The 18826-nt window shown below is 46.5% G+C and carries 21 protein-coding genes; all 21 read left to right on the top strand.

The window, feature by feature from the left end; translation table 11 throughout:
- The first annotated feature begins 57 nt into the window (after positions 1-57).
- Positions 58-1080, top strand: a complete 1023-nt coding sequence (gene hrcA, locus M662_RS12195; RefSeq protein ID WP_008638297.1) for a heat-inducible transcriptional repressor HrcA — start codon at positions 58-60, stop codon at positions 1078-1080.
- Between the two features lie 124 nt (positions 1081-1204).
- Complete coding sequence (gene grpE / locus M662_RS12190; protein ID WP_008638295.1) at positions 1205-1738, top strand: nucleotide exchange factor GrpE; 534 nt, start codon at positions 1205-1207, stop codon at positions 1736-1738.
- A gap of 35 nt (positions 1739-1773) precedes the next feature.
- On the top strand, positions 1774-3594 hold the full coding sequence (gene dnaK, locus M662_RS12185) for a molecular chaperone DnaK (RefSeq protein ID WP_008638293.1): 1821 nt from the start codon (positions 1774-1776) through the stop codon (positions 3592-3594).
- A 160-nt stretch (positions 3595-3754) separates the two neighbouring features.
- Positions 3755-4882, top strand: coding sequence for a molecular chaperone DnaJ (dnaJ, locus tag M662_RS12180; RefSeq protein WP_026577197.1), 1128 nt, complete (start codon positions 3755-3757; stop codon positions 4880-4882).
- 118 nt (positions 4883-5000) lie between these two features.
- Positions 5001-5939, top strand: a complete 939-nt coding sequence (gene prmA, locus M662_RS12175; RefSeq protein ID WP_026577198.1) for a 50S ribosomal protein L11 methyltransferase — start codon at positions 5001-5003, stop codon at positions 5937-5939.
- A 6-nt stretch (positions 5940-5945) separates the two neighbouring features.
- On the top strand, positions 5946-6698 hold the full coding sequence (locus M662_RS12170; RefSeq protein WP_008638287.1) for a 16S rRNA (uracil(1498)-N(3))-methyltransferase: 753 nt from the start codon (positions 5946-5948) through the stop codon (positions 6696-6698).
- A gap of 86 nt (positions 6699-6784) precedes the next feature.
- Positions 6785-7456, top strand: coding sequence for a deoxyribose-phosphate aldolase (gene deoC, locus M662_RS12165; RefSeq protein ID WP_008638285.1), 672 nt, complete (start codon positions 6785-6787; stop codon positions 7454-7456).
- A gap of 165 nt (positions 7457-7621) precedes the next feature.
- Complete coding sequence (rpsU, locus tag M662_RS12160; RefSeq protein WP_008638284.1) at positions 7622-7795, top strand: 30S ribosomal protein S21; 174 nt, start codon at positions 7622-7624, stop codon at positions 7793-7795.
- A gap of 20 nt (positions 7796-7815) precedes the next feature.
- Entirely contained in the window at positions 7816-8262 is a 447-nt protein-coding gene (locus M662_RS12155; RefSeq protein WP_008638282.1) for a GatB/YqeY domain-containing protein, read from the top strand.
- Positions 8263-8385: 123 nt separating this feature from the next.
- Positions 8386-9726, top strand: coding sequence for an NfeD family protein (locus M662_RS12150; protein ID WP_008638281.1), 1341 nt, complete (start codon positions 8386-8388; stop codon positions 9724-9726).
- Positions 9727-9758: 32 nt separating this feature from the next.
- Positions 9759-10733: a flotillin-like protein FloA gene (gene floA, locus M662_RS12145; RefSeq protein WP_062514134.1), complete on the top strand. Its 975-nt coding sequence runs from the start codon at positions 9759-9761 to the stop codon at positions 10731-10733.
- Between the two features lie 29 nt (positions 10734-10762).
- Positions 10763-11239 carry a hypothetical protein gene (locus M662_RS12140; RefSeq protein WP_008638277.1) on the top strand — a complete coding sequence of 159 codons (477 nt, stop codon included), beginning with the start codon at positions 10763-10765 and terminating at the stop codon, positions 11237-11239.
- 72 nt (positions 11240-11311) lie between these two features.
- A complete protein-coding gene (gene yqfC, locus M662_RS12135; protein ID WP_008638275.1) occupies positions 11312-11614 on the top strand; it encodes a sporulation protein YqfC in 303 nt (100 codons plus the stop codon).
- Positions 11611-12792, top strand: coding sequence for a sporulation protein YqfD (gene yqfD, locus M662_RS12130; RefSeq protein ID WP_008638273.1), 1182 nt, complete (start codon positions 11611-11613; stop codon positions 12790-12792). Before yqfC ends, yqfD begins: the two co-directional genes overlap by 4 nt.
- Before the next feature lie 2 nt (positions 12793-12794).
- The gene (locus M662_RS12125) at positions 12795-13757 is read left to right on the top strand and encodes a PhoH family protein (protein WP_008638272.1); all 963 of its coding nucleotides are present in this window, start codon (positions 12795-12797) and stop codon (positions 13755-13757) included.
- Between the two features lie 62 nt (positions 13758-13819).
- Positions 13820-15940 carry an HD family phosphohydrolase gene (locus M662_RS12120; RefSeq protein ID WP_008638271.1) on the top strand — a complete coding sequence of 707 codons (2121 nt, stop codon included), beginning with the start codon at positions 13820-13822 and terminating at the stop codon, positions 15938-15940.
- On the top strand, positions 15937-16416 hold the full coding sequence (ybeY, locus tag M662_RS12115; protein WP_026577199.1) for an rRNA maturation RNase YbeY: 480 nt from the start codon (positions 15937-15939) through the stop codon (positions 16414-16416). Before M662_RS12120 ends, ybeY begins: the two co-directional genes overlap by 4 nt.
- Positions 16391-16771 (top strand): diacylglycerol kinase family protein, encoded by a 381-nt coding sequence (locus M662_RS12110; protein ID WP_008638269.1) that lies wholly within the window; start codon positions 16391-16393, stop codon positions 16769-16771. The genes ybeY and M662_RS12110 overlap by 26 nt, the downstream gene beginning before the upstream one ends.
- A gap of 72 nt (positions 16772-16843) precedes the next feature.
- Positions 16844-17749 carry a GTPase Era gene (gene era / locus M662_RS12105; RefSeq protein WP_008638268.1) on the top strand — a complete coding sequence of 302 codons (906 nt, stop codon included), beginning with the start codon at positions 16844-16846 and terminating at the stop codon, positions 17747-17749.
- 95 nt (positions 17750-17844) lie between these two features.
- Complete coding sequence (locus M662_RS12100) at positions 17845-17997, top strand: YqzL family protein (protein WP_008638267.1); 153 nt, start codon at positions 17845-17847, stop codon at positions 17995-17997.
- A 17-nt stretch (positions 17998-18014) separates the two neighbouring features.
- Positions 18015-18758: a DNA repair protein RecO gene (gene recO / locus M662_RS12095; RefSeq protein ID WP_008638260.1), complete on the top strand. Its 744-nt coding sequence runs from the start codon at positions 18015-18017 to the stop codon at positions 18756-18758.
- The last annotated feature ends 68 nt before the right edge of the window (positions 18759-18826 follow it).

The raw sequence follows: 18826 nt of genomic DNA, 5'->3' as shown, positions 1-18826 counted from the left end.
AATTTATTATTAGATTTAGCACTCGCTGTATAGGAGTGCTAACAGAGGTGATCATCGATGTTAACAGATAGACAATTGCTGATACTGCAAGTCATTGTTGATGATTTCATTTCGACTGCGCAGCCGGTCGGCTCGCGGTCCATATCAAAGAAGGACTCTGTGACATTCAGCTCGGCGACTATACGGAATGAAATGGCCGACTTGGAGGAAATGGGCTTTATTGAGAAGACACACTCTTCTTCCGGTAGAGTGCCCTCAGAGAAAGGCTACCGTTTCTACGTCGATCATCTGCTGTCACCACTTCGATTATCCGGTTCAGAGATAACCACTATTCGGGGAGCATTCGCTGAACAAATGATGGAATTCGAACGGGTAGTTCAGAAATCGGCAAGCATACTTTCCGATTTGACGAACTACACTTCCATTGTACTCGGGCCGGAAATATTCGAGACGAAATTGAAGCAGCTGCAAATTGTTCCTTTATCCGAACAATCAGCTATAGCCATCCTCGTCACGGACACCGGCCATGTGGAGCACAGAGCTTTCAACGTTCCATCCGAAATCTCTGGTGCCGATCTGGAGAAGATGATGAATATCCTGAACAGTCGGCTGCAGGGTGTACCGTTAGTGAAGCTTCATGAGAAGCTTTTCACAGAGATTGATGAACTGATCCGTAAACACACTTCCCAGCATGAGGAAGCTTTCACTTATTTGAGGGCTGCCCTTATTGACGATCATCCGTCCAAATTGTATATCGGAGGGAAGACCAATATTCTCATGCAGCCTGAATTCAGGGATCTGGATAAAGTCCGCTCTCTTTATGCCACTATGGAAAAAGAGGCAGAAATGGCAGATCTCCTCCGTTCTGATCCAGAGGGCATCCATGTGAGAATCGGACAGGAAAATCCTTTTGACAGCATGCAAAACTGCAGTTTGATTACAGCAAGTTATCATTTGGGAAATGATCAAGTAGGAACGATTGCACTGCTAGGTCCTACGCGTATGGAGTATAATCGAATGTTTTCCCTTATGAACGTGTTATCCAAGCATATGACCAGGACCTTCCGCGATTGGTATTGAATCGTGTGAGAAAACTTCAGATGGGTGCATGATTCCCATCGCTTCTTTTTGTCTAATGCTTTTTTATGGATAGGAATTCATGTTATAGTCAGTAACGGCTAATGGAAAGTAGGAGGTGGAAGTCATGGAAGAGAACAAACAGGAAATCATTGATGACAAAGAATTAGAAAACGAACAAGATGCAGACCAGGAAGTTGTAGAAGAAAGCAACGACGAGCTGGAACAACTGCGACAGGAGAAAGAAGAAATTAATAATCGTCTGCTTCGTCTGCAGGCAGATTATGATAATTTCCGCCGCCGTACTCAGAAAGAGAAAGAAGCGGATCGGAAATATAGATCCCAAAGCTTGGTGGAAGAGTTGATTCCGGCATTGGATAACTTTGAACGTGCCTTGGCGGTTCAAGTAGACGGAGATTCTGCCAAAAACTTCTCTGAGGGTATGAAGATGGTGTATAACCAGTTCAAGACTGCTTTGGAGAAAGAAGGGGTGGAAGCAATCCCTGCCGAAGGAGAAGAATTCGATCCTCACTTGCACCAGGCTATCATGCAGGTGGAAGATGAAAACTACGAATCCAATGTCGTAGTAGAAGAGTTGCAAAAAGGTTATCGCTTGAAAGACAGGGTTATTCGCCCGTCTATGGTTAAAGTAAATCAATAATATTAGAAGAGTATGTTAAAGGAGGACACAAACCAATGGGTAAGATCATCGGTATTGATTTAGGTACAACAAACTCTTGTGTTGCAGTTATGGAAGGTGGAGAAGCGAAAGTTATTCCCAACCCGGAAGGAAACCGCACGACTCCATCCGCTGTAGCCTTCAAAAATGGGGAACGTCAAGTAGGGGAAGTCGCTAAGCGTCAAGCGATCACAAACCCGAATACAATCCTTTCTGTGAAACGTTACATGGGTACAGACCACAAAGTTGAAGTAGAAGGCAAAGAGTACACACCACAGGAAGTGTCTGCCATCATCCTTCAATATATCAAGAGCTATGCAGAGGACTATCTTGGAGAAACAGTGGATAAAGCTGTTATCACTGTTCCAGCATACTTCAACGATGCAGAGCGTCAGGCAACGAAGGATGCAGGGAAGATCGCAGGACTTCAGGTAGAGCGTATTATTAACGAGCCTACGGCCGCAGCACTTGCTTACGGCATTGACAAAGAGAATGAAGATCAAACAATTCTTGTATACGACCTTGGTGGCGGTACATTCGACGTCTCTATCCTTGATATCGGTGAAGGTACCTTTGAAGTAGTTTCTACTGCCGGAGATAACCGCCTTGGCGGAGATGACTTCGACCAGGTTATCATCGATCACATGGTAGCTGAATTCAAGAAAGAGAACGGCATTGATTTGTCTCAAGATAAAATGGCGAAACAACGCCTGAAAGATGCAGCAGAAAAAGCGAAAAAAGACCTTTCTGGTGTAGCTCAGACGCAGATTTCCCTTCCGTTTATTACGGCTGGCGAAGCTGGTCCACTTCACTTGGAAATGAACTTGACTCGTGCAAAATTCGAAGAGCTTGCATCTGACCTTGTAGAACGCTCTATGAAGCCGACTCGTCAAGCGATGAAAGATGCCGGTATGAGCGCAAGCGAAATCGATAAAGTTATTCTTGTCGGTGGTTCCACACGTATTCCTGCTGTACAGGAAGCCATTAAGAAAGAAATCGGTAAAGAACCGTCTAAAGGTGTTAACCCTGATGAGGTAGTTGCGCTGGGTGCATCCATCCAAGGCGGCGTATTGCAGGGAGATGTTAAAGACGTTGTTCTTCTTGACGTGACACCACTTTCCCTGGGTATTGAAACAATGGGCGGAGTAACAACGAAATTGATCGAAAGAAATACGACGATTCCGACAAGCCACTCCCAGGTGTTCTCTACTGCTGCAGATAATCAGACAGCGGTTGATATTCATGTCCTTCAAGGGGAACGTGAAATGGCTCAGGATAACAAAACACTCGGCCGTTTCCAATTGACGGATATCCCGCCTGCACCACGTGGTGTTCCGCAAATCGAAGTTAGCTTTGATATCGATGCGAACGGTATTGTAAACGTGCGTGCGAAAGATATGGGTACCAATAAAGAGCAATCCATCACGATTAAATCTTCTTCAGGCCTTTCTGATGAAGAAGTAGAAGATATGGTACGTCAAGCGGAAGAAAACGCCGAAGAAGATAAGAAGAAGCGGGAAGCTATCGAACTTCGTAACGAAGCAGACCAGCTAATCTTCACAACAGATAAGACTATCAAAGATCTTGGCGAGCAGGTAAGTGAAGAAGATAAGCAAAAAGCGGAAGCAGCGAAAGAAGAACTTCAAACGGCGCTTCAAGGAGAAGATCTTGAAGTGATCAAAGAGAAGAAAGAAGCTCTTCAAGAGCACGTACAGGCTCTTTCTGTAAAACTTTATGAGCAGGCGCAGCAGCAGGCTCAAGAAGCGCAGGGTGCTTCTGGAGATGATGATGTCGTTGATGCAGATTACGAAGAAGTCAACGAAGACGATAAAAAGTAAGAGAAGGTAGAATTCAAAAGTCAAAGTCAGGTTCTTCTTGACTTTGGCTTTTTTCTTGAAGAGGAAGGACGATGGTTTCGGCAAGAGAACCATTTGCCTGCCTCCTTCTTCAATGTTAATATAAACGTTATGTAATAGCGTCCGGGAGAGTGATCGACAAGTGAGTAAACGTGACTATTATGAGGTTCTAGGAGTTTCCAAAGACGCCTCCAAGGAAGAAATCAAGAAAGCTTATCGTAAACTGGCACGTAAGTATCACCCTGATGTCAGTCAGGAAGAAAATGCATCAGATAAGTTCAAGGAAGCGAAAGAAGCCTACGAAACGCTGAGTGATCAACAGAAACGTGCACAATACGATCAATTCGGCCATGCCGGTCCAAATCAGGGCGGCTTTGGTGGTTTCGGCGGCGGAGGAGAAGACTTCGGCGGCTTCGGTGACATCTTTGACATGTTCTTCGGCGGCGGCGGTCGTCGTCGTGACCCGAACGCTCCGCAAAAAGGTCAGGACCTTCAATACACGATGACCCTGCAATTTGAAGAAGCGATTTTTGGTAAAAGTGCAGATATTCAAATTCCGACGGAAGAAGAATGTGATACCTGCGACGGTTCCGGTGCGAAGCCCGGCACGAGTCCTGAAACCTGCCCGCATTGTCAAGGAAGCGGTCAAATTAACCAGGAGCAGAATACACCATTCGGCCGTGTCGTGAATCGCCGCGTCTGCCATCACTGCCAGGGGACTGGTAACCTTGTCAAAGAAAAATGCCAGACCTGCGGTGGCGATGGTCGTGTGAAGAAACGCAGAACCATCCACATCGACATTCCTGCCGGCATTGACGATGGTCAGCAGATCCGCGTTCAGGGCAAAGGCGAAGACGGTGTCAATGGAGGACCGGCAGGAGACTTGTTCGTCGTTATCCGTGTCCAGCAGCACGAGTTCTTCCGCAGAGACGGCGATCACATTTTCTGTGAAATTCCGCTCACGTATGCACAGGCGGCACTTGGCGATGAAATCGAAGTTCCGACTGTTCACGGCAATGTGAAGCTGAAAGTGCCTGCGGGTACACAAACGGGAAAAACCTTCCGCTTAAAGGAAAAAGGGTCTCCGAATGTTCATGGCCGTGGTCATGGCGACCAGCATGTCAAGATGAAAGTGATCACACCGAAGAACCTGACAGAGCGTCAAAAGGAACTGTTGCGTGAATTCAATGATATTAGTGGAAATGAAGCGACAGAAGAGCAGCATGGAAATTTCTTCGAGCGTATGAAGCGCGCGTTTAAAGGAGAATAACAGATGTACGTGTCTGTACGAAAAGGTCTAAAGGGTCTTCTGACAGGATTTCCCTGTCCTGTCGTACAGGCACTTTTTGTATGAGAAGAATTCAATATAATGAAAAGGGTGGGAACCTATGAAGTGGTCTGAAGTCTGTATCCATACGACCAGTGAAGCAGTTGAACCGGTATCGAATATTCTCCATGAGTCTGGAGCGAGCGGAGTCGTCATCGAAGATCCGGAAGATATGAAACGATATAAGACTAAGCTTGGAGAAATCTATGAGCTTAATCCGGATGACTATCCGAAAGATGGAGTATATGTCAAAGCTTATATGCCGATGACTAGTTTTCTTGGGGAAACCGTGGACGGCATTAAACGTTCGGTTAACAACCTAACCGAATTCGGTATCGATATCGGGAGAAATGAAGTCACGATCCAAGAGGTACATGAAGAAGATTGGGCAACATCGTGGAAGAAATATTATAAACCGGTGAAGATTTCCGAGAAAATTACCATTATCCCTACGTGGGAGGACTACACGCCGGTATCCAGTGACGAAATCATTATTGAAATGGATCCAGGAATGGCATTCGGTACGGGGACTCACCCAACGACGGTTCTCAGCATTCAGGCACTGGAACAGTACCTTGTTCCGGGAGACAACGTGATCGATGTAGGAGCAGGGTCCGGCATTTTAAGCGTAGCATCCATTATGCTGGGAGCGGAACACGCGTATGCTTACGATTTGGACGACGTTGCTGTGTCCAGCTCAAAAAATAATGCCGCTCTAAATAAGGTCGATGATAAAGTGACGGTTCAGGTCAATGATCTTCTTCAAGGGGTGGATTGGGAAGCGGATCTGATCGTTTCCAACATCCTTGCTGAAATCATTGTTAAGTTTACTGATGACGCGTATAACGTGGTGAAACCGGGCGGCTATTTCATCACATGTGGTATTATTTCAGCCAGAAAAGAAATGGTCAGAGATCGTCTGGTGGAATCTGGTTTTGAGATCGTCGAAACAAACATGATGGAAGACTGGGTCAGCATTATTGCACGAAAACCGGAGTGATGGACGATGCAGCGATATTTCATTGATCGAGAACAGTGGCGGGATAGCCATATCACCATAGTTGGTAATGACGTACATCATATAACGCGTGTGATGAGAATGGGAACCGGTGATGAAATCATAGCCATCCATCCCGATAAGGGACCGGCTCTTTGTAAAATTACGGATATATCGGAGGACACCGTTGTATGTAAGTTTGGTGAATGGCGGAAGGAAGACAGGGAACTTCCGGTACAGGTGACGATCGTGTCCGCAATCGGCAAAGGCGACAAGCTTGAGCAAGTTGTTCAGAAAGGAACGGAGCTCGGTGCCCATGCCTTCATCCCGTTTAAAGCGGAGCGTTGTGTCGCGAAATGGGAGAATAAAAAAGTGGATAAAAAAATCAACAGGCTCGAGAAAATCGCTAAGGAAGCGGCGGAGCAGTCAGAGCGGTCTCACGTCCCTGACATTTATCCACCCGTATCATTATCAGAATTAAGAACCAGAAAAAAAGCTTTCGACCGGTGCTTTTTTGCATACGCAGACGAGGCAAGAAGAGGAAGTTCGTATGCACTGCACACACGATTGGCAGAAGCATCTCCGGGAGAGAAGGTTCTCGTGGTCTTTGGTCCCGAGGGCGGCTTTTCTGACCAGGAAGTGCAGACGCTGGATGGGGATGGATTTTTATCTATCCGCTTAGGACCCCGGATCCTTCGTATGGAGACAGCCCCTCTTTACTTCTTGTCCAGTATTTCTTTTCTGTTCGAGGAACAGGAATAAGTGTGCGGTTTTTATATTTGAATCGCTTTCATGCTGTGCTACAATAAGATGTACGAACAACTAAACCGTGAAAGGACGAATCATCCATGGAACAAAACTTAGCTAAAATGATAGACCACACGCAACTGAAGCCGGATACACCAAAAGAAAAAATCACTCAGATTTGTGAAGAAGCGAAAGAGAACCATTTCGCTTCTGTTTGTGTAAACCCACACTGGGTCGAGTATTGCTATAGTCTGTTGAAGGATACAGATGTGAAGGTTTGTACCGTTATTGGTTTCCCGCTTGGAGCCACTTCGAAAGAAACGAAAGCTTTTGAAACGAAGCAGGCAATCGAGAACGGTGCTACAGAAGTGGACATGGTTATTAACATCGGAGAGCTTAAATCAGGGAACAGTGCTCTTGTACAGGAAGATATCGAAGCTGTCGTTAACGCTGCCAAAGATCAAGCTCTTGTAAAAGTTATTATTGAAACATCTCTTCTTACAGACGAAGAAAAAGTAACGGCATGCAAACTTGCCAAAGCAGCAGAGGCTGATTATGTTAAAACATCAACAGGTTTCTCCGGCGGCGGTGCAACGGTTGAAGATATCAGCCTGATGCGCAAAACCGTAGGCCCGGAAATGGGTGTCAAAGCATCCGGCGGTGTCCGCGACTATGATGGAGCAAAAGCGATGATTGAAGCGGGTGCGACCCGGATCGGTGCAAGTGCCGGGATTTCCATCATTAATGGAGGACAGGGTACCTCTGATTACTAATCAAGGATTAGCAGCTGGTTAACGTGGAAGAAAACGGTAATAAAGATCGGTTATTCCGCAAAAAAAGTTGACCATATGTGCTCCTTATAATATAATTGTCAAAGGTATGGGGGGTTCCCATACAAGAGAAACAGTTTTGTTTGCTTCGGAGGGAGGGAAATTAGCATGTCAAAAACAACTCGCGTTCGTAAAAACGAGTCTCTTGAAGATGCTCTTCGTCGCTTTAAGCGTGATGTATCAAAAAGTGGTACATTAGCGGAATATCGTAAGCGTGAATATTACGATAAGCCTAGCGTACGCCGTAAGAAAAAGTCTGAGGCGGCTAGAAAGCGTAAGTAATTGTAGAGGGTGTTGAAGAGATGACTATTACAGACCGTCTAGCCCAGGATATGAAAACGGCCATGAAGGCACGTGACAAGGAACGTTTGTCAACGATCCGCATGGTCAGAGCTTCTATGCAGAATGAAGCGATTAAACTGGGGAAAGACTCATTATCTGAAGAAGAAGAATTGACTGTTTTAACCCGTGAGGTAAAACAGAGAAATGATTCCCTCCATGAATTCAGAGAAGCTGGACGTGAAGATCTTGTAGAAGGACTCGAACGTGAACTTGAGATTTTACAAGTATATATGCCGAAACAGCTGACAGATGAAGAACTCAAGCAAATCGTTGATGAAGCGATTGCGGAAGTAGGAGCTGCTTCCAAGAGTGACATGGGTAAAGTCATGAGCGCCGTCATGCCTAAAGTTAAGGGCAAGGCCGACGGAACCAAGGTCAATAAACTCGTTCTTCAGCAATTATCTTAAACAATATAAAGGCCTCTCTTATTAAGTAAGAGAGGCCTTTTTATATTTTTGAAACCTGAAACCGCATTCGTTCGTATAGGAATGGTACGATGGGAAAACTATCTGGAGGGAGGTGATGGAGGAATGAAGAAATCGGTTCGCGTTTCGCTCTATGCGGCAATCCTTATCTTCGCCTTATACTTAGCAATCAGTCCTGGAGATATCATAACTCAAGCAGATGGTGAAGGAGAGACTGTATATATCGTTCCTGTAAGGGATACGGTGGAAAGGGGAATGGCGGCCTTTCTTGAAAGGGTAACGTCTGATGCCGAGGAAAACGGTGTCGACCACATCATTTTTGAAATTGATACTCCCGGCGGAAGGGTAGATGCGGCCGGTGACATCGGCGAGATCTTTCAGGATCTCGACATTCCCAACACAGCATTTGTCACAAGCAGAGCGTATTCAGCCGGTTCTTATATAGCATTGAATGCAGATACTATATACATGAAACCACAGGCGACGATGGGAGCTTCCGGAGTAATCAATTCTGATGGGACAGCGGCCGACAAAAAAGCACAGTCTGCCTGGATTTCAGCTATGGTGGCAGCCGCTGAAGCGAATGGAAGAGATCCACAGTACGCAAGAGCCATGGCGGATAGTAATGTAGACCTCCCCGACTATGGTGCGCCGGAAGGAGAATTCCTCACGTTAGGTCCGAAAGAAGCAGAGGAAGTCGGTTATGCAGAAGGAATCGTAGAAGATCGTAATGAACTGTTGAGTGCGCTTGGTTTATCGGATGCAGAGATAGTTGAAGAGAACCCAACGCTTTCAGAGAACGTGGCCAGATTTTTAACGGATCCTGTCGTCATTCCGATCTTGCTTTCAATCGCAAGTATAGGGCTTGTAGTGGAGCTTTATTCACCTGGTTTCGGTATACCTGGAATTATGGGAGCGTTGGCACTCGTCCTGTTCTTCTACGGACATATTGTCGCAGGACTTGCGGGATATGAGGCGATCATTCTGTTGATTCTTGGTGTAGGCCTGGTGATAGCGGAGTTGTTCCTTCCGGGAGGGATAGCCGGGGTGATTGGGGTTGTAGCTATTGTCGCCGCCCTTATGATGTCCTCCGCGGATATGGGGCACATGGCGATGAGTATCGGAATAGCTCTGATTGTTACCATTATCGTGTCCGTCATTCTTTTCAAGACGATCGGACTCGAAAAGGGATTTTTCCGCCACATTATTTTAAATGACTCCACCTCCAGTGATAAAGGATACGTGTCGTCGGTAAGCAGGCTGGAGCTTATAGGTTTGGAAGGAAGCGCCATCACCCCGCTTCGCCCATCCGGAACCGCTGATTTTGATGGAGAAAGGCTTGATGTAGTCACAGAAGGCGGTTTCATCGGAATAGGAGAAAAAGTGAAAGTTGTGAAGACAGAAGGGTCCAGAATAGTTGTCAGGGCCTTAAAAACAGACGAATAAGAGGAGGAAGTATTTTGACACTTCAGGAATTAATGCCGTTAATTATCATCGGTATCATTATTATCGTATTAGCAGTTCTGTTCACGTTTATACCCGTTATGCTGTGGATCAGTGCCTTGGCTGCGGGAGTGAAGATCAATATCTTTACACTGGTAGGTATGCGTTTGAGAAGGGTTATTCCATCCAGAGTCATTAACCCGTTGATCAAGGCCCACAAAGCGGGGGTAAACGTCGATACAAACCAGTTGGAGAGTCACTACTTGGCGGGAGGTAACGTAGACCGCGTTGTTAATGCCTTGATTGCAGCGCAGCGTGCAAATATCGAACTAAGCTTCGAGCGTTGTGCGGCCATTGATCTTGCCGGCCGTGATGTACTGGAAGCTGTGCAGATGAGTGTTAACCCTAAAGTTATTGAAACGCCGTTTATCGCCGGTGTAGCGATGGATGGGATTGAAGTGAAAGCGAAGGCGCGGATTACTGTGCGTGCCAACATCGACCGCCTCGTCGGTGGTGCAGGGGAAGATACCGTTATTGCCCGTGTAGGTGAAGGTATCGTCTCTACTATCGGTTCCAGCTCCAGTCATGGTCAAGTGCTGGAGAATCCGGATCGTATTTCGCAGAATGTTTTAGGCAAAGGGTTGGACGCGGGGACTGCATTTGAAATTCTATCGATTGATATTGCAGACATTGATATCGGGAAGAACATCGGTGCCATCCTTCAAACCGATCAGGCGGAAGCAGATAAAAACATTGCCCAGGCGAAAGCGGAAGAACGCCGCGCTATGGCAATTGCCCAGGAACAAGAAATGCGCGCCCGTGTTCAAGAAATGCAGGCGAAGGTTGTTGAAGCAGAGGCGGAAGTTCCACAAGCCCTTGCTGCGGCTCTCCGTTCAGGAAAAATGGGTGTGATGGATTATATGAACTATCAGAATATCAATGCCGACACAGATATGAGGAATACACTCGGCAAAGGATCTGACGAAGATTCCGAAGGTGAAGATAAATAATCCAATGATGGACGAAAAGGAGAATGGATATGGGAGATCTTCTTGATCTGATATTCAGTAACTTCCTCGTCGTCGCTGCAATCATCGGTGGAATCATCAGCTTTTTCAGTGGAGCAGGGAAGAAAGAGCAGCAGGCAGATAAACCAGCCCGGCCGATGCCGTCTTCCAGCCCGGCTCCTGAGAAGGTGCCGGAACAGAAGGTGGAAGCAGACAAGACGAGTGGAGAAGATCGTCTGAAGCGTTACTATGAAGAGAAACAGCAGCGCTTGAATGAAGTGCAGCAATCCAGAGAGAGAATGCGCGGGTCGGAGCGACGGTCGTCCGGTCCCGGCCCCCAGGTGGAAGTAACTTCTGCGCAGTCAGCAGGAACAGGGCGCAGAGAAGTTAGTGTTGCAAATCCGAAGAGCTGGAATAAAAAGAAGCTTGCGGAAGGAATTTTGATGGCGGAGGTGCTTGGTCCTCCCCGGGCACACAAGCCCCATTCCTCTCATCCGCGAAAAAGATAACCGAAACGCACGAATTGTAGTGATACAATTCGTGCGTTTTTCGTATAAATAAAGAGAGAGGAGGGCGGGCGCATGTCAAAATGGCAGCAGCATATCCGTACATGGATCGGTCGTTACTTTGATTTACCTTCTGATGTCATGCTGGATTTGCCAAGGATCACGACGATCGGCTCGATTCATTTGTACATAGAGAATCATACAGGCCTCCTGCATTTCTCGGATCATGAGATCAGGATTCAATATAAAAAGGGGCAGGTTCGCATTTTAGGTAAGGACCTTGGCGTGAAAATGATGTTGAAGGAAGAGCTGCTACTGGAAGGAGAACTGCAGTCGGTGGAATTCTTGCCTGACTCGGCCGGGGGGGTGAAAACTTGAGGAACCAGCGTGACTTTTTTCATGGCAGGATGATGGTGGAAGTTCAGGGGGCATTAATGGAGCCGTTTCTGCAGGCGTGTGTTAAACGCGGGTGCCATATATCGGATATGAAGCGCACGGAGGAGGGGAAGGTCCTCCTTACGATCCGGTTGAAAGACTGGCAGATACTTCGTCAATTACGGAAAAAGTATCGATGTAAAATATCTATTAAAGGTGGAAACGGGCTGCCGTTTTTTATTAATCAAATGCTGGGGCGGTTGTATTTAGTCTTCGCCTTCCTTGCTGCAGTCGTCGTCATATTTCTCCTCGCTAACACCCTTTGGTCCATCAAAGTGGACGGGCTGACGCCGGAATTAGAAGCGGATGTGGAGACACATTTGAAGGATTATGGAATCAAGCCGGGTAAGTTGACCATCGGGATGAGTGATCCGATCGAGATTCAGCAGAAGCTGCTTGATGATGTACCTGATCTGCTTTGGATAGGGGTCAAGAAGCAGGGGACGAGTTATCACCTTTATGGTGTGGAGAAAACTCGCTATGATACGAAAATGGACAACCGTCCCTCAAACCTGGTTGCTGCAAAGAAAGGGATGATAGTGGAGACGTTTATTAAGAAAGGCCGTCCACTTGTTTCCGTGTACGACGTCGTTAAAAAAGGACAAGTGCTGGCGACCGGAAAACTTGTAGAAGACAAAGAAACTGTCATTCATTCGGACGGGGAAGTAATTGCAGAGACATGGTATAAAGTGGAGCAGAACCTGCCTATGAAACAGGTGCTGACGCTTACAGACGGTCAAGTGGAGTCGGAGTATCACTTCCGCCTTGGGGAGTGGGAAGTTCCCTTCTGGGGATGGTGGAAAGGGGAGGACGGAAATTTTCGAGAAGAGAACCACAGGGATGGCTGGGACTTGTTCGGTTGGGAAAGTCCGTTTGGAATGAAGACGACGGATCACTATTCTATTGACCCGAAAGCATATGCGTCCTCAAGGGATGAGTTAGAGAAACTGGGTCTTGCATCGGGAAGACGAAGCTTGCAGCAGGAGATCCCTAAAGATGCAGAAATCAAGGAGGAAAAAGTTTTGCACCTGGGTGAGGAGCATGGTAAAGTAAAATTAATCCTATTGTATAAAGTACATGAAAATATTGCAGTCACAAAGTATTTAAGCCAAGGAGATTGAGTATGCCAGAAGACTTGAAGAACATGGACATTCAATTAGATAATACGACAGAAGCATTAGCTCTGTTCGGTACAGAAGACCGCAATTTAAAACAGATTGAAGAGCAGTTGAAAGTGACGATCATCACCCGTGGGGAGAAAGTACGTGTGTCCGGCCCGGCTGAGCATGTGAAGATGGTAGAGGACATCCTGATGAGTGTACTCGCTATTATCAGAAAGGGACTGACTGTAACAGAACGTGATATTGTCTACGCGGTGGAACTTGCTAAAAAAGGGAAAATAAATCAATTTGAAGCATTATATGAAGATGAGATCACCAAAAACGCCAAAGGTAAGTCGATCCGTGTTAAGACGCTCGGGCAGCGGAATTATATTGCTGCTATTAAGAAGAACGACCTAGTCTTCGGTATCGGGCCTGCGGGAACAGGTAAGACGTATTTGGCTGTCGTCATGGCGGTAAATGCACTGAAGAACGGAGATGTTAAACGGATTGTCCTGACAAGGCCAGCGGTTGAAGCAGGCGAAAGTTTAGGTTTCCTGCCTGGAGACCTGAAGGAAAAGGTAGACCCGTATCTTCGTCCGCTATACGACTCCCTGCACGATGTGTTCGGTGCCGAGCACACGGCGAGGCTCATTGATAGAGGAACGATTGAAATTGCCCCTCTGGCCTACATGCGCGGGCGGACTCTGGATGACGCTTTCGCAATTTTGGATGAAGCACAGAACACGACACCTGAACAAATGAAAATGTTTTTGACTCGACTAGGATTCGGATCCAAGATGATCATAACGGGTGATATCACCCAAGTCGATCTTCCTAAAGGCGTGAAGTCCGGACTAAGAGTGGCGGAAGAACGCTTAGGGAAAGTGAAAGGCTCGGCATTCATCCACCTGGAGCAATCCGATGTAGTCAGACACCCGCTCGTTCAACGGATCATAGATGCGTACGAAAGGGAAGACAAATAAGGCCCTGAGAAAAGGGTCTTATTTTCTGTTCTGCAAGGAAAATTATGTAAGGGAGTGGCGTGATGTTCGATAGGATGCGTGAAAGATTCTTTAAGGGCGAATGGCGTACATCGAAGCCGATCATCGGATTGTTGGCCTTGGTCGTTGCAGCCTTTTTCTTTATACTGGCGATACCGAACATACAGACTCAGACCTATAATTTGGAGAAATACGGAACGGCCCCGGAGACGATCCGGTCCCCGATTACGATCGAAAACGAACAGAAAACGGACCAGCAGATAAGGGAAGTCACGAGAGCGGTAGATGACCGCTACACGGTTTCTGAGGATATAACGGAAGAGCGGATATCCATGATCGAAGAAATTTTTGATGTAGTGGAAGAAACGGGCGCTGAAGGAGACGATGCCGCTGGGAAGGAAGAGCAGCTTAGGAAAGTGCAGGCTCTTCTTTCTGATGAAATTACTTCAGAGCTTCCGACGGAGATTTTTCTGCCGCTGCTACAGGCAGACAAAGAGGAAAGGGAAACGGCGAAACAATTTCTTATCCCCTCCGTACATACTGCTTTAGAAGATGGAATCCGTGCGGAAGATCTGCCGGATGCCGAGCGGAACATTCATCTCAAAGCAGAATACTCCAGCGTGCCTGCTTCTTTAAAGCAAGTGGTTTCCGACATTGCAGCGTTTGGGCTCGTGGAAAATTCGCTTTACGATCCGAGGAGGACGGAAGAAGCAATTAAGTCAGCAGCCTCCCAGGTCGAACCCATCATGATCCGTGCAGGGGAGGTGCTGGTCCAAAAAGGGTCAACCATTACCAATGATATTTACGAAGACCTTCGTTTAACGGGTGTGTTGAAAGAGCAGAGAAACCTTTTGCCGTTTTTGGGACTGGCATGTTTTGCGCTTCTTTTGGGGACGATTATGTATATGGAAAGTTTTCGTGCTGTGCATCATTACGGCCTTTCACTAAGTCATCTGGCGATTACGGCGCTCATATCCATCTTTATGGTTTTTTTGATGAAGATGATCAGTCTTTATGATAGTATGGATCAGCCTATCTTTTATTTAGTTCCGGCAGCGACAGGGGCGGTGTTGATCAAAGTCCTTTGTCGGGAGAGACTGGCTCTTGTTATGGCGATCCTCTATGCGCTTATGGGCTGTGTATTGTTCAACGGACAATTGTCCGGTACGCTGAATGCTGCTGCCGGTATGTACCTGCTCTTATCCCAGTTGGCCGGTATCTTCTTTCTTACAAGGAAGAAAGAAAGGTTGTCCATCGTGAAGGCGAGTGCCGGTGTTGCTATCACCAATATATGTACCATCTTGTTCTTCCTATTCATTTCTTTTGAGAAATACACCTGGTCGGAAGTGCTCCTTTATTGCGGGTACGGCTTTGCTGCTGCCATGATTGCGGCGGTTCTTACCCTTGGTCTCCTTCCTTTCTTCGAGACAGGTTTCGGTATACTGTCCGACCAGAAACTGTTAGCCTTGGCAAGTCCCAATCACCCGGTCCTGCGGAAAATATTGATAGAAGCACCCGGGACGTACCATCACAGTGTTATGGTCGCTAACTTAAGTGAAGCGGCATGCGAGTCTATTGGTGCCAACGGACTTTTGGCAAGAGTAGCTGCTTATTATCATGATTTAGGAAAAACGGTAAAACCGCACTTTTTTATCGAGAATCAAATGGGGATGAAGAACCCTCATGATTATATGGAACCGGAAGAGAGTGCCGAAATCATTATCGATCACCCTTATGCAGGAGCGGCCATGCTGGAAAAGGAAAACTTTCCGCCCGAGATTATTGCAATTGCGGAACAGCATCACGGAACGACTCTGCTCAAATATTTCTTCCATAAGGCACAGGAACGTAGAGAGAGCGTGAAGGAGGAAGAGTTCCGTTACCCGGGGCCCAAACCTCAAACAAAAGAAGCTGCGATTATCAATATCTGCGATTCCGTTGAGGCTGCTGTTCGTTCTTTGGACCATCCGACAGCAGATAAAATTCGCTCCATCGTCCGCTCCATTATGGAAAGCCGCTTGCTTGATGGGCAGTTAGACGACAGCCATTTGACGTTTAATGACCTTAAGAAGTTGGAATATGCCATATGTGAGACGCTTCAAGGGATCTACCATTCAAGAATTGAATATCCGGATACGAAACAATTAGTCAGGGAGGCTAAATAATGATTACCATTGATTTTCATGATGAAACGAATTCCGTCGACGAAGCGTTCGTTGACTTGATCCACCGCATCATTAGTTTTGCAGGAGAGAAAGAGGGAATTGAAGCGGAAGCAGAAGTGTCTGTTAGTTTCGTGGATGATAAAGAAATTCAGGAGATTAACCGAAATTACCGACAAAAAGATACACCGACGGATGTGATTTCCTTCGCTATGCAGGAATTGGGAGAAGGAGAAGAAGAAGTGAACGTGCTGGATGAGAATATGCCGATGATTCTCGGAGACATCATTATTTCTGTTGATACAGCGAAGATGCAGGCGGAAGAATATGGGCATTCCCTTGAAAGAGAGCTCGGTTTCCTTGCTTTGCACGGTTTCCTGCATCTCCTGGGATATGACCATATGAATACTGAGGATGAGAAGAAGATGTTTGGCCGTCAAGAGGAAATCCTCCATGAGTTCGGACTCGAAAGGTCGTAAAAAGAAACGGGGAATTGGATTTCGATATGCTTGGCACGGTCTTGTTCGTGTCATAAACTCTGAGCGAAACTTTCGAATCCATCTCTCCGTCGCTTCCATCGTATGTATCGCGGGTGCTGTGCTCTCGATTTCCGCTTTGGAATGGGCGGTTGTTGTGGGGATCATCGCTCTTGTAATGACACTGGAGATGGTGAACTCCGCGATTGAACGGATCCTGGATCATCTAGCTCCAGAGCGGCATCCTGCGGTGGGGGAAGTTAAAGATATAGCGGCAGGTGCGGTGCTCGTCGCGAGCGCCGGATCGATCGTGATCGGATTGATCATTTTCCTGCCGAAACTCATTCCGTTGCTCTAACTTCATGAAAGTATGGGCAATGTATAGTAGAATATAGAGAGTAACGTTTAAGTAATTATTGGAGGAACAGCTATGACAGACAATTTCAAGTCCGGTTTCATCACGATCGTAGGTCGTCCGAATGTCGGGAAATCGACATTTATGAACCGCGTCATCGGGGAAAAAATCGCAATTATGAGTGATAAGCCGCAAACAACGAGAAACAAAATTCAAGGGGTCTATACAGATAAAGAAGCACAAATGATATTTATTGATACACCCGGTATCCATAAGCCGAAGCACCGCCTCGGGGACTATATGGTCAATGTTGCTGAGAATACGCTGAATGAAGTGGATGCCGTCTTGTTTATGATCAATGCGGAGGAAGGATACGGCCGGGGAGACCAATTCATCATTGATCGTCTCCAACGCGTCGACCAACCGGTATTTCTGATCATCAATAAGATTGATAAGGTGCATCCGGATGAATTGCTCCCTTTAATTGAGCAGTATAAAGGAATGTTCGACTTTGAAGAAATCATTCCTATTTCCGCCCTTGAGGGAAACAATGTGAACCACCTTGTCTCCGTCCTGAAGAATCATCTTCCGGAAGGTCCTCAGTTTTATCCGGAAGATCAAATCACCGATCACCCGGAGCGCTTTGTTATCAGTGAATTCATCAGGGAAAAAGTACTGCATCTGACAAGAGAGGAAGTTCCGCACTCCATCGCGGTGGTTATCGAGGGAATTGAAAAGCGGAAAAACTCTAATGCCGTTTATATCCAGGCTGCCATCATTGTAGAGCGGAAATCACAGAAAGGCATCATCATCGGCAAGCAGGGCAGTATGTTGAAGGAAGTCGGAAAGCGTGCCCGGAAGGATATTGAAGCGCTGCTTGGCAGTAAGGTGTTCCTGGAGCTTTGGGTCAAGGTGCAGAAAGACTGGCGCAACAAGCAGATCCAGCTCAGCGATTTCGGCTATCGGGAAGACGAATATTGATACTTGGAAAAAATTAAGCCTTATGGTTTCAAGGAGAAGAACGCATTCTAATATTGTGTATTTGTTTAACAATGATATGAAAGGCGGTGTTTCTTGTGCGCGACAAACTTTCATGGAATGTTTTCAGTATGACTGGAAGCGTGGAGACGTATTTGTTAATGAAAGAGTTGGAGTCTCAAGATCAACAGTCTGAAGAGAAACATGCTTCTTCTCCTGAATTTTTATCAACAGATGAGTGGAGACACTAACGAAGCAGGTGAGCCATTTGTTAGACAAAGTGGAAGGCTTGGTCATCCGGACGAACGATTACGGGGAGACTCATAAGGTCGTAACCCTGATGACTAGAGAAAAAGGTAAAATTGCTGTGATGGCGCGCGGGGCTAAAAAGCCGAAAAGCCGGATGTCATCGGTGACGCAGCCTTTCATCCATGGGATGTACCTCATTCATTCGGGGTCCGGATTAGGTTCTATGAGTCAGGGCGAAATGCTCTCTTCGCTGCGATCGATCCGCGAAGATATCGTTAAAACAGCGTACGCTTCTTATATTGCTGAATTGACGGACAAACTCATGGAAGAAAAACAGCCGGATCCTTTTCTTTTTGAACAGCTCCTGCAGACACTGTCCTGGATGAACGAAGGCAAGGATCCGAACATCCTTTCGATGATGTACGAACTGAAGATGTTCAAGAAAGCGGGCTTTGCTCCGGTCGTGGATCAGTGTATTCACTGCGGCAGTCAGGAAGGACCGTTCTCTTTCTCCATCGTGGAAGGAGGCGTCTTGTGCTTTCGTTGTAAAGGGCGCGATCCGGAAGCCTATGGACTGCCGGAACCGCTGCCGAAGCTGTTGCGTGTATTTCTACATATGGATGTCAAGCGTTTGGGTACCATCACGATGAAGGAAGAAAATAAGAAACTGCTCAGGCAGTTGATGGATGATTATTACGAACGATACGGCGGTTATTTTTTGAAATCAAAAAAGTTCCTCAGACAGCTTGATCAGTTCTCCTGATGTTATTTGACAGACATCAGTCAGTAGAGTATGATTTGAATACAAAATATCGTTTTGCGTTGAAGGAA

Origin of the sequence: Bacillus sp. SB49 (genome assembly GCF_000469135.2) — a bacterium.
GTDB lineage: Bacteria > Bacillota > Bacilli > Bacillales > Halobacillaceae > Halobacillus.
The sequence above is the reverse complement of the archived record's forward strand: the minus strand, read 5'-3'. Positions and strand labels throughout refer to the sequence as shown.